At 72.3% G+C, this 15,993-nt stretch carries 12 protein-coding genes; 11 read left to right on the top strand and 1 reads right to left on the bottom strand.

Features of this window, described 5'->3' with window-relative positions; all coding sequences use genetic code 11:
- The first annotated feature begins 5 nt into the window (after positions 1-5).
- The 6 genes from hflX to BTM25_RS14865 all read left to right on the top strand — a co-directional run bounded on the left by hflX (position 6) and on the right by BTM25_RS14865 (position 8,482).
- The gene (gene hflX, locus BTM25_RS14890; protein WP_103563503.1) at positions 6-1,412 is read left to right on the top strand and encodes a GTPase HflX; all 1,407 of its coding nucleotides are present in this window, start codon (positions 6-8) and stop codon (positions 1,410-1,412) included.
- Between the two features lie 562 nt (positions 1,413-1,974).
- Positions 1,975-3,189, top strand: a complete 1,215-nt coding sequence (gene hutI / locus BTM25_RS14885) for an imidazolonepropionase (RefSeq protein WP_103563502.1) — start codon at positions 1,975-1,977, stop codon at positions 3,187-3,189.
- A gap of 36 nt (positions 3,190-3,225) precedes the next feature.
- Positions 3,226-4,083, top strand: a complete 858-nt coding sequence (locus tag BTM25_RS14880) for a DegV family protein (protein WP_103563501.1) — start codon at positions 3,226-3,228, stop codon at positions 4,081-4,083.
- Between the two features lie 61 nt (positions 4,084-4,144).
- Positions 4,145-4,825 carry a ComEA family DNA-binding protein gene (locus BTM25_RS14875; RefSeq protein ID WP_103564643.1) on the top strand — a complete coding sequence of 227 codons (681 nt, stop codon included), beginning with the start codon at positions 4,145-4,147 and terminating at the stop codon, positions 4,823-4,825.
- On the top strand, positions 4,822-7,173 hold the full coding sequence (locus BTM25_RS14870; RefSeq protein WP_235828419.1) for a ComEC/Rec2 family competence protein: 2,352 nt from the start codon (positions 4,822-4,824) through the stop codon (positions 7,171-7,173). The genes BTM25_RS14875 and BTM25_RS14870 overlap by 4 nt, the downstream gene beginning before the upstream one ends.
- A 211-nt stretch (positions 7,174-7,384) precedes the next feature.
- Complete coding sequence (locus BTM25_RS14865) at positions 7,385-8,482, top strand: hypothetical protein (RefSeq protein WP_103563500.1); 1,098 nt, start codon at positions 7,385-7,387, stop codon at positions 8,480-8,482.
- A gap of 146 nt (positions 8,483-8,628) precedes the next feature.
- On the opposite strand, the gene BTM25_RS14860 is transcribed toward BTM25_RS14865, so the two are convergent.
- A complete protein-coding gene (locus BTM25_RS14860) occupies positions 8,629-9,663 on the bottom strand; it encodes an ion channel (RefSeq protein WP_103563499.1) in 1,035 nt (344 codons plus the stop codon).
- Between the two features lie 394 nt (positions 9,664-10,057).
- Between BTM25_RS14860 and holA the strand changes: the two genes are divergently transcribed.
- The 5 genes from holA (at position 10,058) to BTM25_RS14835 (ending at position 15,984) form a co-directional block, all read left to right on the top strand.
- A complete protein-coding gene (gene holA, locus BTM25_RS14855; protein ID WP_103563498.1) occupies positions 10,058-11,017 on the top strand; it encodes a DNA polymerase III subunit delta in 960 nt (319 codons plus the stop codon).
- Between the two features lie 18 nt (positions 11,018-11,035).
- On the top strand, positions 11,036-11,830 hold the full coding sequence (locus BTM25_RS14850) for an IclR family transcriptional regulator (protein WP_103563497.1): 795 nt from the start codon (positions 11,036-11,038) through the stop codon (positions 11,828-11,830).
- 196 nt (positions 11,831-12,026) lie between these two features.
- Positions 12,027-13,154 carry an ABC transporter substrate-binding protein gene (locus BTM25_RS14845; RefSeq protein WP_103563496.1) on the top strand — a complete coding sequence of 376 codons (1,128 nt, stop codon included), beginning with the start codon at positions 12,027-12,029 and terminating at the stop codon, positions 13,152-13,154.
- Positions 13,151-14,908 (top strand): ABC transporter permease, encoded by a 1,758-nt coding sequence (locus BTM25_RS14840; RefSeq protein ID WP_103563495.1) that lies wholly within the window; start codon positions 13,151-13,153, stop codon positions 14,906-14,908. Before BTM25_RS14845 ends, BTM25_RS14840 begins: the two co-directional genes overlap by 4 nt.
- Complete coding sequence (locus tag BTM25_RS14835; protein ID WP_103563494.1) at positions 14,905-15,984, top strand: ABC transporter ATP-binding protein; 1,080 nt, start codon at positions 14,905-14,907, stop codon at positions 15,982-15,984. The genes BTM25_RS14840 and BTM25_RS14835 overlap by 4 nt, the downstream gene beginning before the upstream one ends.
- The last annotated feature ends 9 nt before the right edge of the window (positions 15,985-15,993 follow it).

Here is a 15,993-nt window from a genome sequence, read left to right as displayed (position 1 = left end):
GACATATGACTCAGACTTTCAACGAAGACTTCGAGCCCCTGACCGGCGAGCTCGACCTCGACGACCGCCGCGCGCTGCGCCGCGTCGCCGGGCTCTCCACCGAACTGACCGACGTCACCGAGGTCGAGTACCGGTCCCTGCGGCTGGAGCGCGTCGTCCTCGTCGGCGTCTGGACCGACGGCACCGCCGAGCAGGCCGACAACTCGCTGCGCGAACTGGCCCTGCTCGCCGAGACCGCCGGCTCGGAGGTCCTGGAGGGGCTCGTCCAGCGCCGCTCCCGGCCCGACCCCGCCACCTACATCGGCTCCGGCAAGGCCGCCGAGCTGCGCGACGTCGTCATCGCGACCGGTGCCGACACCGTCATCTGCGACGGCGAACTGGCCCCCGGCCAGCTCCGCCACCTGGAGGACGTCGTCCAGGTCAAGGTCATCGACCGGACCGCCCTCATCCTCGACATCTTCGCCCAGCACGCCAAGAGCCGCGAGGGCAAGGCGCAGGTCGAGCTGGCCCAGCTCGACTACCTGCTGCCGCGCCTGCGCGGCTGGGGCGGCAACCTGTCGCGCCAGGTCGGCGGCCGCGCGGCGGGCGGCGTCGGCATCGGCGGTCGCGGCCCCGGTGAGACCAAGATCGAGCTGGACCGGCGGCGCATCCGCACCCGCATGGCCAAGCTGCGCCGCGAGATCGCCGAGATGTCCAAGTCCCGCGACACCAAGCGCGGCGAGCGGCGGCGCAACGCCGTCCCCGCCGTCGCCATCGCCGGGTACACCAACGCCGGCAAGTCGTCCCTGCTCAACCGGCTCACCGGCGCCGGGGTCCTGGTGGAGGACGCCCTGTTCGCCACCCTGGACCCGACCGTCCGGCGCGCCGAGACCGAGAGCGGGCGGACCTACACGCTCGCCGACACCGTCGGGTTCGTCCGGCACCTGCCCCACCAGCTCGTCGAGGCGTTCCGCTCGACGCTGGAGGAGGTCACCGACGCCGGGCTCGTCCTGCACATCGTGGACGGCTCCGACCCCGAGCCCGAGGCGCAGCTCGACGCGGTCCGGGAGGTGTTCCGCGAGATCGGCGCGGACCGGCTGCCCGAACTCGTCGTCATCAACAAGGCCGACGCGGCCGACGACCTGACGATCGCGCGGCTGCGGCGGCGCGAGCCGGGCAGCATCGTCGTGTCCGCGCGGACCGGCGCGGGCATCGCCGAACTGCGCGCCGCGATCGAGGAGAACCTGCCGGGCCTGGAACACGAGGTGCACGTGCTCGTCCCGTACGGGCGCGGCGACCTCGTCGCGCGCGTCCACGAGCGCGGGGAGGTCCACTCGGCCGAGCACCTCGCCGAGGGGACCGCGCTGCACGCCCGCGTCCCGGCCGCGCTCGCGGCCGAATTGGCGCCGTTCGAGGCGCTCGCCGCGACCTGATCCGCGCACGGAACGGCCCGGCCCGGTTTTTCCCCGGGCCGGGCCTGTTTCCGATCGGTGACATCTTCCCGATTCCGCTTGACCCCGCGACGGCCCTCCGTAAGGTGAACAACGGATTCCGCACGGTCGTCGTGGTGGTCACCTCACCCGTCCGCGGCCGGTGCCCTCCGTCCCACCGGACGGGGCGGCCCGTGATGAGGAAGGTAGCCCGTGAAAGTCGCGCCGCGTCGCCGGTTCCGGCACCCTTCCTCGCGGCGCGCGCGATCCTTCGCACCGGGAACCCGTGCCGTCGCGCGGTCGTTCTCCGGCCAGAGGTTGTCGGCCGGGCCCTCAGTACACTACCGTGACGAAACCGATATCTACGGTCTCGTTGCTCGTGGTGGTCGGCCGACCGCCCGTCCCTCCAATGGTGGTCCGCCGGCACCCAGTCGGCGCTCCGGATCGAGAGCAGGTGGCCCTCTCATGGCAGGTCCCGGATCGAGAGCGGGCGGCGTCCTCCACCTCCCGCCGGTCACGTCCCCCGCGCGCCGCGGCGCCCTGCCTCCCTCCGGCCGGTGATGTCATGACGGTACGGCTGTTGACGAACATCGGCAGGCTCTGGACGGGCACCGACGTCTGCAGCAACGCCGCCGTCCTCATCCACGACGACCGGATCGTCTGGGCCGGGCCCGCGTCGGACCTGCCGCAGAGCGTCCCCGGCATCATCGACGACATCGTCGACGTCGACCATGTGGAGAACCTCGGCGGCGGCCTGGTCACGCCGGGCCTGATCGACGCCCACTCCCATCCCGTCTACGCGGGCAACCGCTGGGCCGAGCTGGCGATGCGCACGAGCGGGTCGTCCAACTCGGCGATCACGGCGGCGGGCGGCGGCGTGAACTCCACCGTCACCGTGACGCGCGGGACGGATCCGTGGACGCTGTGCAACGGCGTCCGGGAGCGGCTGCGGCAGTGGATCCTCGCGGGCACCACGACCGTCGAGGCCAAGACCGGCTACCACCTCACCCGCGACGGCGAGCTGGCCGACATCCGGATGCTCCGGTCGCTGGAGAGCGAGCCGTCGATGCCCCGGATCCACGCGACGTTCCTCGCCGCGCACATCCTGCCGCCGGAGTTCTTCGGCCGGCGCCGCGACTACATCGAGGCCGTCCGGCTGTGGGCGGGCGACGCCGCGCAGGCCGGGGCGGACTCCATCGACGTCTACTGCGACGAGGGCCATTTCAGCGCGGAGGAGGCCCGCGCTCTGCTGCTCACCGGCAAGCGCGCCGGGCTGAAGGCGCGGATGCACGCCTGCGCCCACGAGCGCGTCGGCGGCGCGCAGGTCGCGGCCGAGGTCGGGTGCGCGTCCGCGGACCTGCTCACCGAGGCCACCGACGACGACATCAAGGCGCTCGCGCACGCCGGGGTCACCGCGACGGTCTGCCCCGGCAGCGGGCTCAACACCTCGCGTCCGCCCGCGCCGGTGCGCGCGATGCTCGACCGCGGCGTGACCGTCGCGCTCGGCACCGACCACAACCCCGGCCAGTGCGGCATCACGTCGATGCCGCTGGTCATCGGCCTCGCCGTCGCCCGGTACCAGATGTCGGTGACCGAGGCGCTGCGGGCGGCGACGCTCGGCGGCGCGGCGGCACTGCACGCCGGGGACCGCGGGTCCCTCGCGCCAGGGATGATGGCCGACATCGTGCTGTGGGACGCCGACCACGAGGGCGCGTTCGCCTGGTCGTTCGGGTTGCGGGCGCTGCGGGTGTGGCGCGGCGGAGTTCCGGTCCAGCCGTAACCAGCCGGAAATCTCCCGTTTGGGTACTCTCCCTCCATGGGAAGTGCCCGGCGGACCGGGGTCGCCGTCATCACCGATTCGACCGCCTACCTGCCGCCGGGGCTCGCCGAGCGCCACGGCGTGACGATCGTCCCGCTGCAGATCGCCGTGGGCGGCACCGTGCGCGACGAGAACGACATCACGACCGCCGAGGCCGCGCAGGCGCTGCGCGAGTGGCGGCCGGTGACGACGTCGCGTCCGGCGCCCGAGCGGTTCGCCGACACCTACCGGTCGGTGGGGGAGAGCGGCGCCTCCGCGATCGTGTCGGTGCACCTGTCGGCGGAGATGTCGGGGACGGTGGAGGCCGCGCGGCTCGCCGCCGCGTCCGCGCCGGTTCCCGTCCAGGTCGTGGACTCGGGGACGATCGGGCTCGGCCTCGGCCTCTCGGCTCTCACCGCCGCTGCCGCCGCCCTGCGCGGCGCGTCGGCGTCGGAGGCCGCGTCCGCCGCCCTGCGCCGGGCGGACGAGTCGCGTTCGCTGTTCTACGTGGACACGCTGGAGCACCTGCGGCGCGGCGGGCGGATCGGGGCGGCGGCGACGCTGCTCGGCTCGGCGCTCATGATGAAGCCGCTGCTCGGGATCGAGGACGGGCGGATCGCGCCGCTGGAGAAGGTGCGGACGTCGGCGCGGGCGCTGGCGCGGCTGGAGGAGCTGGTGGTCGCCGAGGCGGGGGACCGGCGGGTGGACCTCGGGGTGCAGCACCTGGCCGCCGCTTCCCGGGCCGAGGCGCTGGCCGCGCGTCTTCGGGCGCGTCTGCCCGGTGTCGAGGACATCTACGTCGGCGAGGTCGGGCCGGTGATCGGGGCGCACGTGGGGCCGGGGATGCTCGGCGTGGTGGTCGCGCCTCAGCTCTGAGTTATCCACAGTTCTTTTTCATGGTGGCGCCGCCGGTTTCCGGCTACTTAGCGTGCTGGTCATGCGACTTCCTGAACGTCTGCGATCCGCGCTTCCTCCGTCCGGGCTGCTGCGCTCGGGGCCCGAGCCGCCGGGGCGCGCCCTCGGATCCGGCGGCGCACGTGTGCTGATCGTGGCCGGGGCGCTGGCCGTGGCGGTCGCCTGCGGGTACCTGTGGCTGGCACGTCCCCGGGCGGAACCGGACCGCGCGCCGCCCGCCGTGCCGTCGGCGGCGGTGGCGCTGGTCTCGTCCGCGCCGTCGTCGCCGGCGGGCCTGCTCGTCCACGTCCTCGGCAAGGTGCGGCGTCCCGGCCTGGTGACGCTGACCGCGGGAGCGCGGGTCGCGGACGCGATCCGGGCCGCCGGGGGAACGCGTCCGGGCGCGACGACGGGCGCGCTGAACCTGGCGCGCCCGGTCGTGGACGGTGAACAGATCCCGGTGGGCGTGCCAGGGGCGTCCCCGCCGCCGCCCGTCTCCGGCCCCGCTCCGCCGGGCGCCGCTCCCTCGGGCGCCCCGGTCGACCTCAACACGGCGACGTCCGACGACCTGCAACGCCTGCCCGGCGTCGGCCCGGTCCTGGCCGCCCGCATCCTCGCCTACCGCACCGAACACGGCTCCTTCCGCTCGGTCGACCAGCTCCAGGAGGTGTCGGGCATCGGCCCCCGCCGCTTCGCCGACCTGAAACCCCAGGTCCGAGCATGAAGGAGCCACAGGACCCGAGCCCCGACCCGTCCGACGCCGAGCCCATCGCGTCGGGGGACGGCGGTGCCGCGCCTCGCGGGGCGGACCTGCGGTTGGTGCTTCCGGCGGTGGCCGTGTGGGGGACGGCCGCGCTGACACTCGGGGCGAGCGGCGCGGTGGTCTGGGGCGTCGTGGTCGTCGCGGTCGCCGGGGGAGCGGCGCTGCTCGTCCGGGGGCGCCGCGCGGGGCGGGTGACGGCCGGGACGCTGCTCGTCTGCGTGGCGGCGTCGGCGGCCGGGGTGGGCGTGCGGGTCGCGGTCGTCCGGTCCGGGCCGGTGCGCGACCTGGCGCGGCACGGTGCGCGGGCCGTCGTGGACGCCGTCGTCACGGGCGATCCGGTCGAGCGACGGCGTCCGGGACGAGTGACGTTCATCGTCCGCGCCCGCGCCGAGGCCGTGACGCGGGACGGACGCCGCGTGCGGGTGCGCGTCCCGGTGCTGCTCCTCGCGTCGGACGGGCGCTGGGCCCGGACGGGGCCGAGCGTCCGGGTGCGGCTGGCCGGGCGGTTCACCGAGCCGCGCGGCGGCGACCTGACGGCGGCGGTCGTGATCGTCCGGGGGCCGCCCACGGTGCTGCGCGGACCGTCCGCGCCGCAGCGCTTCGCGGGGGCGATCCGGTCCCGCCTGCGCGCGGCCGTCGCGCGGCTGCCGCCCGACCAGCGCGGCATCCTCCCCGCGATGGTCGTCGGGGACGTCTCGGGCCTCGATCCACGGCTCGCCGCCGACTTCCGCACGGCCGGGCTGACGCACCTGCTCGTCGTGTCCGGAGCGAACCTGGCGATCGTCATCGGCGCGGTCCTCGCCCTCTGCCGCCTGGCCGGCGTGGGCCGCCGGATCGCACCGGTCCTGGCGGCGGGCGCGGTGCTGCTGTTCGTCCTGGTGGCACGCCCGGAGCCGAGCGTCCTGCGCGCGACGGTGATGGGCATGGTCGGCCTGGTCGCGCTGCTCGGCGGCCGAAGCCGTCAGGGTCTGCCCGCGCTCGGCGCGGCGGTGATCCTGCTGGTGCTGCTCGACCCGTCGCTCGGCCGGTCGGCGGGGTTCGCGCTGTCCGTCCTCGCGACGGCCGGCCTGCTCGTGCTCGCACCGGGCTGGCGCGACCGGCTTCGGCGACGCCTGCCCGGTCCGGTCGCGGACGCGGTGGCCGTCGCGGCGGCGGCCGAGGTGGCGGTCGCGCCGGTGCTCGTCCTCATGTCGGGCGAGCTGAGCGTGCTGTCGGTGGCGGCGAACCTGCTCGCCGCACCGGCCGTCGCACCGGCGACGCTTCTGGGAGCCGTGGCGGCACTGACCGCGCCGGTCGCACTGCCGCTAGCGCGCCTGGTCGTCGTCCCGGCGGGGTTCGCGGTCGGCTGGGTCGCGTTCGTCGCCCGGACGGCCGCGCGCCTGCCCCACGCGTCCGTCCCCTGGCCGACCGGTCTCGCGGGCGCGGCCGGTCTCGTCGCCGCGATGGCGGCGGGCTTGCTGGTGATCCGCTCACCCCGCCTCCGGGTCGCCGCGGCCGGAATCGCGGCGGGCCTGCTCCTCGGCGTGATCCTCCTGCGCCTGGTGTCCCCGGGCTGGCCGCCGCCGGGCTGGCGGATGGTCGCATGCGACGTGGGCCAGGGCGACGCGCTCGCCCTGGCGGCGGGACCGTCCCGCGCGGTGGTGATCGACGCGGGCCCCGACCCCCGCGCGGTGGACGGCTGCCTCGACCGCCTGGGCATCAAGGACGTCCCACTGCTCGTCATCACCCACCCGCACGCCGACCACATCGACGGAATCCCGGGAGTCAGAGCAGGACGAACAACGCACCTACTCCTGACCACCCCACGCGACCCAGGCCGCACAGCACGACTCACCGGCGGGCTGGCGACAACACGGGCGATGCCCGGCCAGACCTGGCGCATCGGAGACCTGACCCTGACCGTCCTGGCGCCACCATCCGCCGAACCGGCCCTGCTCCCGTCCGACGACGGAACCACGATCAACAACGCGAGCGTGGTGCTCCTGGCACGCAGCCCGAACTTCAGCGCCCTCCTCCCCGGCGACATCGAGGAGGACGCCCAACGCGCCCTGACTCCCGCGATCCCACCCGTCGACGTCCTGAAAGTCCCGCACCACGGCTCCCGCAGCCAAGACCGCACCTTCCTGGCCGCAGCCGGGGCACGCCTCGCCCTGATCTCCGTAGGCCGCGACAACGACTACGGCCACCCGGCCCCCACGACCATGAACCTGCTCCGCGACCTGCACGCCCGCACCTACCGCACCGACCAGGAAGGAGACATCGCGATAGCCCGCGCGAAGACCGGACTCGTCGAGGTATCGCGACGCTGAACCCCGCACGATGCCCTTTCCCTCACACCACGTGCGGTGACCACGCGCGACCGGTGGTGCTCGTGCCACGACGGGTGGCCATGCTGCGATGGTGACCATGCTTGTTGGGAGGAGCGCGTTTCTCGGCGCAGGCTTCGATCTTCAGGGATGAGTAGATGAGACATAGGCTTCGGGGTTCTGAGGCTGAAGGCTTTGTCGTTCTGGAGGTCGCGTGGTGACGAGGCTGGTTCTCGGCTATCTCGGCGCTCAGATCGACTTGACGATCGAGGATGCGCCCGGCGCGGATGCGGCACTTGAGTTCCTGTCCAGCCATTTCACGGTGGACGAGGTACTGGGTGACGCGGATGTCTCGGCGTTCGCCGAGGTTCGTGTCACGGCTGGGACGGGACCGCAGCCGGGCTCACCGGGGCGAGGGGCGGTCGAAGAGGTGTTCGTGCGTGAGAGTGCGAGCGAGTTCTTCACGATTCCCGCTCGGCGTGTTCGTGACGGGGATGTCGAGTACATCGACTGCACGAAGACCGGTACCCGGTTCGTCCTTGATTCGCGGCGGGGGAGCGTGGATGTCGCGCTCGGGCCGGACGGAGCGATGGATCTCGTGGAACTGCTGCGGGATCTTGTCCTGAAGCATCATGAGAACAACGGAGCGGTGGTGTTGCATGCCACGGCTGCCGTGCGCGATGGACGGGCCGTCCTCATCGCCGGTGCCAAGGGGGCGGGGAAGAGCACGCTGTTGCTGGAGTTGGTGGAGCACCACGGTTACCGGATCATGAGCGGCGACAAGACGGTGCTCATCGAGCGGGACGGCGGGGCGCTCGTCGTCGCCGGTTGGCCGGATTATCCGCATCTCGGCTATCACACGATCATGAAGTATCCGGGTCTGGCGGAGATCGCGGGACTTCCCGCGGACTATCGGCCGCCGGAAGCGAGTGCGTTCTCTCCGTTCGGCAAGGTCGCGGTCAATCCCGTTGGATTTCGCGAGCGGTTCCCCGGAGTGCCGTGCGGGGCGGAGTTGCCGGTGGCTGCTCTGCTGAGTCCGGCGATCGGTCCCGGCGAACGGACCTCGGTCACGCCGGTCGCCTCGGTGGCCGGACCGCGTATCGAGGAACTGCGGGAGGTCGCCGAATCCGCGTTCGACGGTGCGCACGCCGCGTGGCATTCGTTTGTGCCCGATCGGAGGGGTGGGCACGTGGTGGGTCGCGAGCGGATCCTTGCCGCGCTCGCCGCCGTCCCCGCGTGGCGCGTCCGCGGCCGGGGCGACCTTTCCGGCGTCGCGCTGCCGGATGTGCTCGCCGGGGGAGGCGGCGCGTGACGGTGTTGGCGGATTCGAAGGCGGTCCCGGTCCCGCTGGCGTTGGTGACCAGGTCGCGGCTCCTGCGGCCTTTTGAGCCGGTGGGGGCGCCTGGTCGGTGTGGTCGCCGGGTTCGTCGGGCGATGGTCTGGTTGTGAGTGGATTCGTTAGGACGTGGTGCGGAGGGTTTTGGCCAGTTCGGCGGGGGTGAGGCGGCGTGAGCCGACGTAGTAGATGACCGACGTCGCGGGGATGTCGCTCTTCCAGTCCGGGTTGACCAGGAGTGCGTCTCCCGCGCGGGCGGCGAGCATGGTCGCGCCGTAGGTGCGGCCGAGGACGGTCTGGCAGTGCTCGACCGGGACCGCTCCAAGTGATTCCGGCAGGCGCACCGAGTAGGTGTCCGCGCCGCCGTGGCTCATGAGTTCGGTGTAGACCTCGGAGATGCCCGGGTCTTTCAGTTCTTCGGTGATCATGCGCGGGCTGTGCCACTGGACGCACTGGAGCTTCTCGTCCACGTAGCGCATCCGCTGCGCTCGGGTGATGTCGCGCAGCGCGACGACCATGTGCGCGTTCGACGCGACGTGGTCGGCGGTCACCGCCACGGCCAGGGCCTCGTTGTCGTCGCGGGCGTCGATCAGGATGCTGTGGGCGCGTTGCACTCCGGCGCGCCGCAGGACGTCGTCGTCGGTCAGGTCGCCCCGGACGAACAGGACGTCGCGGTCGGGCATCGGGTGCGCCGGGACGTCGTCCCACGCGCACAGGACGACCTTGCGCGCGTGGTCGGCGAGCAGTTCGTCCACCATCGGCTCGGTCCGGCCGGGCGTGTAGCCGAGCACGACGAAATGATCCGAGACGTCCACCGTGACGGCGCCCTGCATCCTGCGTCCCCTCGCTTGTTCCAGTAGCGTCGCGAGCCGCGCGAACACCGTCGTGAGCGCCGCGATCCCGCCGACGATCACGAGAACGCCGACCACGCGTCCCGCCGCCGACGAAGGCGAGACGTCGCCGTACCCGACGGTCGAGGCGGTGACGACGAAGTACCACCAGTAGGTCTCTGGGCGGACGATCTCGCTGCCGGACGGCTCGGCGAGCGCCATCAGCGGCCAGCTCGCGAAGAAGACGCCGCCGAAGACGAGCGCCGGCGTCCACCACGAGACCCGGCCCCGCACACGCGCCCACAGTCGGGTCACCAGGACCAGCACAGCGCCTCCCACTCCCGCGCCCAAGTCCCGACACCCTAGCCGGACGAATCCCCACAAGTCCCCTGATTCTCGACAACCCCCCGTCCCCACCAGCCCGAACGTCCCCGGCCCGAACGTCCCCAGTCCGAACGGCTCGGCCCGAACGGCTCGGCCTGGACGTCCCCTGCCTGGACGTCCCCGGCTTGAACGCCCCGGGCCTGGACGGCCCGCTCTGGATGGCCCGGCTTGGATGGCCCGGCCTGAACAGCCCGGCTTGAGCAGCCCGGCTTGAGCAGCCTGGCCGGAACAGCCCGGCTTGAGTAGCTCGGCTGAGTAGCTCGGCTGAGTGGCTCGCTTGGACGGTCGCGGGACGATGCGGACGGCTGGGAGGGTGTGGGCGTGGCATGCTGGGCGCATGGCGCCGGAGGCTCTTTCGTTGATCGTCGGGGACGAGGAACTGCTCGTGGACCGGGCCGTCGGTGAGGTGGTCGCGGCGGCCCGCGCGGTCGACGGTGAGACCGAGGTCATCGACCTCGGTGCGGGCGGGCTGGAGCCCGGACGGCTCGCCGAGCTGACGTCGCCCTCGCTGTTCGGCGGGGCCAAGGTGATCGTGCTGCGGGCCGCGCAGGACCTCGGCAAGGATCTGTCGGCCGAAGTCCTGAAGTATGCGAAGAATCCGGCTGAGGACGTGTATCTCGTCGCGGTGCATCACGGCGGCGCCAAGGGCAAGGCGTTCGCGGACGGGCTCGCCAAGGCGGGCGCCCGGAAGATCGCGTGTCCCAAGGTCACCAAGGCCGGCGAGCGGGTCGACTTCATCCGCACCGAGATCCGCCGCGTGGGCGGGAAGATCTCCGCCGACGCGGCCCGGACGCTGCTGGACGCCGTCGGCAACGATCTGCGCGAGCTGGCGGGCGCGTGCAGCCAGCTCGTCGCCGACACCGGCGGACGGGTGGACGACGCCTCCGTCGCCCGCTACTACCAGGGCCGTGCCGAGGTCAGCGGGTTCAACGTCGCGGACAAGGCCGTCGAGGGCAACCTCGGCGAGGCGCTGGAGCAGCTCCGCTGGGCGCTGGCGACCGGCGTGCCGCCGGTGCTGATCGTGAGCGCGCTGGCGCAGGGCGTCCGGGGGCTGGCCAAGGTGGGCGGGGCGCCGCGCGGCGCCCGCGCCGCGGGGCTGGCCAAGGAGCTGGGCATGCCGCCGTGGAAGATCGAGCGCGTCCAGCGGCAGTTGCGCGGCTGGTCGGGGGACGGGGTGGCGCGCGCGATGACGGCCGTCACCGAGGCGGACGCGGCCGTCAAGGGCGGCGCCGCGGACCCGGCGTACGCGCTGGAGAAGACGGTCTCGACGATCGTGGCGGCCCGTAACGCCCGCTGAGCCGCCTATGCTTCCTGCATGACAGGACAGCGATCGCAAAAGTCGAGCGGTTATCGGGAGCGGAACTCCACGGCGGAGCGGGCTCTCGACATTCTGCAGCTCTTCGACGACGACCGGCTCGTCGTCGGCGGACAGGAGGTCGCCGACGCGCTCGGCGTCGCGCGGTCCACCGCCTACCGCTACCTCCAGAGCCTTTCGGCGGCGGGCTTCATCGAGGAGCACCGCCCCGCCGGGTACCGGCTCGGCCCGCGCGTGTTCGAGCTGGCCCGCCTCGCCCGCAAGGGCCTCGGGCTGTCGGAGATCGCCCGGCCGCTGATGCGCGAGCTGGTCGAGGAGGTCGGCGAGACGGTGCTGCTGACGCGCCGCGCGGGCGCGTCCGTGGTGTGTCTCGAACGGGAGGAGACGGGCCATCCGGTGCGGCTCTCCTACGAGCGCGGCCACGTCCTGCCGATCAACGCGGGCGCGTCGGCGCTCGTCCTGCTGGCGTGGGCGACGGAGGAGGAGGTCGCCGACGTCGTCGCCAAGCACGGCCTGCCGAGGTTCACCGGCGCGACCGTCACCGACGAGGGCGTGCTGCGCGAGCGCCTGGCGCGGATCCGCGTTGACGACGCGGCGGTGACGCGCGGCGAGCTGGACGCCGACGTCCTCGGCGTCGCCGCCCCGATCCGGGACGTGGACGGCGCGGTCGTCGCGGCGGTCAGCATCGCGGCGCTGTCGCACCGGGTGCCGGACGAGCGGGTCCCCGAGGTCGTCACCGCCGTCCGCGGGACCGCCGGGAAGATCAGCGACCGTCTGGCCGTCCTCGCCTCCTGACTTTTTACCCGAGCCCCTGAGCCCCGGATTCGGACATCTTCCCAGGTCAGAGTATGTCTCGTATGTTAGGAACTGAGTTCTTCAAAGTAGGACTGTGAGGTAGGTAACTTGCAACCCTTGCCCTGACCTGCTCCGACTTGCATAATTCAGGACCACTGTCCCAGTTATCGGGACAGTGTCCGAGGAGGAGGATCAGATGGGGCTCCGTCTGTTGCAGCAGTGGAAGCCGGCCCTGGCGGTCGCATTGGTCGCCGGGGTCGCAGCCGCCTGTGGGGGTTCGGGCGGGACGGACGAGACCGCCACCAAGGCCGCCGAAGCCGCCAAGACCCGCCTGGCGAACAACCCGGCGCTGAGCGCGATGGTCGCCGCCGCGAACAAGGAGGGCGCGCTCAACCTCAACTGGGGACTGGACGGCCGCAGCACCCTCAAGAACCTGACCGACGCCTTCAAGACGGCGTACGGCCTGAACATCAAGGTCACGCTGACCCCCCAGCAGAACATGCCGACCAACGCCGGCAAGCTGGCGCAGGAGTACAAGGCGGGCAAGCCCTCCTCGACCGACGCCTTCCTCGGCAACCCGGAGTCGACGTTCGGCGTCGGGCCGAAGGGCCAGGACGCCCTGAAGAAGATCGACTGGGCGAAGACGGCCCCCTGGACCAAGGGCCTCGCCAACTCCGACGACACGGCGCTGACGTGGGTGGACCAGATCCCCGGCTTCACCTACAACACGACGCTGATCCCGAAGAACGAGGTCCCGAAGAGCGCCCAGGACATCCTGAAGCTCACCAAGCCGATCGCCAGCACCCCCTACGCCGCGCAGTTCAACGCGCTCGGCGCCAAGCAGGCGATGGGCGCGGACGGGGTCCGGGCCTACCTGCGCAGCTTCAAGCCGAAGGGCTACCTCGGGTGCGGCGAGCTGAACCGCATCGCGTCCGGTGAGTTCGCGGGCCTGTGGGTCTCCTGCGGCGTCAACATCGGCGACATCTTCGCCGCGCAGGGCGCGCCGATCGCGACGACCGTCCTGAAGGACGCCGCCATCATCTCGACCCGCTACGTGGCGATCCCGAAGAACTCGGCGCACCCCAACGCCGCCGAGCTGTGGGCGACCTGGCTGCTCACACCCGAGGCGCAGCAGATCATGTACAAGGGCGACTTCAACGACAACCCGCGCCTGCCGGGCAGCAAGACCGCCAAGCAGATCGCCGGGTACGAGGCGCAGGGCGTCAAGTTCACCAAGCTGGACTACGAGTTCGCCGCCGCCAACCCCGACCTCTACAACGCCCGCTTCAAGGGGGAGCTGATCAAGCTCCTGACGGGCAAGTGACCGCGACCGCGCTGCGGGAGCCGCCCGCCGTCGCCGCCGAGCCCGTGCGGCAGCGGCGGCGGCCGGCCGCGACGGGCCTCCTCGCGGTCGTCATCACGGTCCCCGCACTGGTGATCGTCGGGCTGCTGGGCGTGGTCGTCTACCTGGGGTTCCGCGCCCACGGCACGCCGGACGGCGCGCTGACGACCGGCAACTTCACCGTCCTGTTCGGCGACGCCGAGGTCTGGTCGGTCGTCCGCAACACGGTCGTGTACGTGCTGGTCACCGTGGGCGTGGCGCTGTTCTTCGGGACGGCGCTCGCCCTCCTTGTGGAGCGTTCCGATTTCGGCTGGGGACGGACGATCGCCACCGCGATGGTGCTGCGCATCCTCGTCCCCGGCTTCTTCACCGCGATGGGCTGGATCTTCCTGTTCCACCCGCGCATCGGCGCCGTCAACCAGTGGCTGATGGAGTGGTTCCACCTCAGCCGCGCGCCGGTGAACATCGTGTCGCTCGTCGGCATGGGGTTCGTCGAGGGCCTGGCGCTGTCGGCGCTGGTGTTCGGGATGGTGTCGGCGAGCCTCGGCGCGCTCGACGGGTCGCTGGAGGAGGCCGCGCGGGCGTCCGGCGCGGGCCCGCTGCGGGTGCTGTTCCGGGTGACGCTGCCGCTGGTGCGGCCCGGCCTGCTCGGCGCGGGCCTGTTCGCCGGGACGATCGCGGTGTCGTCCCTCGACATCCCGCTGATCATGGGCCTGTCCAACCGGACGTACGTGTTCAGCAGCTACCTGTACGTCGCGACGAACCCGTCCGCCGGGACGCCCGAGTACGGCGTCCCGGCCGCGTTCAGCGCCGTGATGATCCTGCTCGGCGTCGCGTTCTCGCTCTGGTACCAGCGCGTGCTGCGGTCCGGGCGCAAGTACCAGGTCGTCGCGGGCAAGGGGCACCGGCCCGCGCGGATCCGGCTCGGCCGCTGGCGGTGGGCCGCGTGGCTGTTCGTCGGCGGGTACTTCCTGTGGTCGACGATCCTGCCCGTCCTCATGGTCGTGTGGATGTCGCTGCTGCCGTTCGTCCAGAAGCCGTCGGCGGCGGCGTTCAAGGTCGCGTCGCTGGACAACTACCGGCAGCTCGACTGGTCCTTCGTGGAGCGCGGGCTGACCACGACGCTGAAGCTGATGGTCGTCGCGCCGACGCTCGCCGTCCTGATGAGCCTCGCGTTCTCGTTCGTGGTCGTCCGGGCGCGGCGCCGCTACCGGATGGTCTACGACCTCGTCGCGTTCCTGCCGCAGGCCGTGCCGACCACCGTCTTCGCGTTCGGCGCGATGATCGCCGCGCTCTACTGGACGCGCGGCTGGTACGGCCTGTACGGGACGCTCGCGCTGCTCGTCGGCGTGACGGCCCTGACGCAGATCGCGTTCGGCACCCGCATGTTCAACGCGGGCCTCCTGCAGATCCACGTGGAGCTGGAGGAGGCGGCGGCGATGTCGGGGGCGTCGTCGTGGACGGCGCTGCGCCGCGTCACGCTGCCGCTGCTGCGCCCGGTCGTCACCTACACCTGGCTCTGGCTCGCGCTGCTGAGCCTGCGGGACCTCACCGTCCCGACCCTCATCGGAGGACAGGACACGCTCACGCTGTCGGTCGCGTCCTGGACGTTGTTCAACAGCGGCCAGGTGGGCGCGTCGTCGGCGCTGACGCTGCTGATGATCCTGTTCATGACGCCGGTGGTCGTCCTGTTCCTCCTGCTCACCCGCAAGAACGAAGGGAAGGCCCCCGTATGACGGGCACGCCGCTGGCGGTCGAGGGACTGCGCAAGGGGTTCGCCGATCGCGACACCGTCGTGAAGGCGATCGACGACGTCGGCTTCGAGGTGAAGGAGGGGGAGGTCTACACGCTGCTCGGCCCGTCCGGCTGCGGCAAGACCTCCACGCTGCGGACGGTCGCGGGCCTGGAGCGCCCGGACGAGGGCCGCATCGTCATCGACGGGACGGTCGTGACCGGCGACGGCGTGTTCGTCCCGCCGAACCGGCGCGACATCGGCATGGTGTTCCAGAGCTACGGCATCTGGCCGCACATGTCGGTGTTCGAGAACGCGGCGTTCCCGCTGCGGGTGGCGCGGCCGAAAGTGCCGAAGAAGGAGGTCGCGGCGCGGGTGGAGAGCGCCCTGGCCGCCGTGCACCTGGCGGGCTTCGAGGGACGCAACGCCACCCAGCTCTCCGGCGGCCAGCAGCAGCGGCTCGCGCTCGCGCGGGCGCTCGTGCGGCGGCCGAAGCTGCTGCTGCTGGACGAGCCGCTGTCCAACCTGGACGCCAAGCTGCGCCAGGCGATGCGGGCCGAGCTGGCGTCGCTCCAGCAGGAGACCGGCATCACGACGCTGTTCGTCACGCACGACCAGGACGAGGCGCTGAGCATGTCGTCGCGGATCGCGGTGATGCAGGCGGGGCGGATCGTCCAGGAGGGCCGGCCGCGCGACATCTACCAGCGGCCGGAGACGCGGTTCGTGGCGGACTTCGTCGGGACGACGAACTTCCTGCCCGGCCGGGGCGCGGACGGCGCGCGGGTCACGACCGACGTCGGGGACTTCGCGGTGAAGGACGCGCCGCACGCGCCGGGGGACGACGTGCTGCTCGCGGTGCGCCCCGAGTCGGTGCTGCTGCACCTGTCCGAGCCGTCCGGGACGCCGAACGTGCTGCGCGGACGGGTGGACCGGGTCATGTTCGTCGGCGAGGCGGTGGACTGCCACATCCGCGTCGGCGAGGCGGTCTGGGTCACCCGGCAGGACCCGCATCTGGCGGCCGTGTCCGGCGACGAGGTGTGGCTCGAACTGCCGGCCGACAAGATCGCGGTGCTGGCCTGACGGCGACGG

The sequence above is a fragment of the Actinomadura rubteroloni genome (assembly GCF_002911665.1).
In the GTDB taxonomy this organism is placed as follows: Bacteria; Actinomycetota; Actinomycetes; order Streptosporangiales; family Streptosporangiaceae; genus Spirillospora; species Spirillospora rubteroloni.
The sequence above is the reverse complement of the archived record's forward strand: the minus strand, read 5'-3'. Positions and strand labels throughout refer to the sequence as shown.

Coding starts and splice junctions, on each gene's coding strand:
- hflX (WP_103563503.1), top strand. CDS start 6: ATGACTCAGACTTTCAACGAAGACTTCGAGCCCCTGACCGGCGAGCTC.
- holA (WP_103563498.1), top strand. CDS start 10,058: ATGGCGCCGGAGGCTCTTTCGTTGATCGTCGGGGACGAGGAACTGCTC.
- BTM25_RS14870 (WP_235828419.1), top strand. CDS start 4,822: ATGAAGGAGCCACAGGACCCGAGCCCCGACCCGTCCGACGCCGAGCCC.
- BTM25_RS14850 (WP_103563497.1), top strand. CDS start 11,036: ATGACAGGACAGCGATCGCAAAAGTCGAGCGGTTATCGGGAGCGGAAC.
- BTM25_RS14845 (WP_103563496.1), top strand. CDS start 12,027: ATGGGGCTCCGTCTGTTGCAGCAGTGGAAGCCGGCCCTGGCGGTCGCA.
- BTM25_RS14835 (WP_103563494.1), top strand. CDS start 14,905: ATGACGGGCACGCCGCTGGCGGTCGAGGGACTGCGCAAGGGGTTCGCC.
- hutI (WP_103563502.1), top strand. CDS start 1,975: ATGACGGTACGGCTGTTGACGAACATCGGCAGGCTCTGGACGGGCACC.
- BTM25_RS14880 (WP_103563501.1), top strand. CDS start 3,226: ATGGGAAGTGCCCGGCGGACCGGGGTCGCCGTCATCACCGATTCGACC.
- BTM25_RS14875 (WP_103564643.1), top strand. CDS start 4,145: ATGCGACTTCCTGAACGTCTGCGATCCGCGCTTCCTCCGTCCGGGCTG.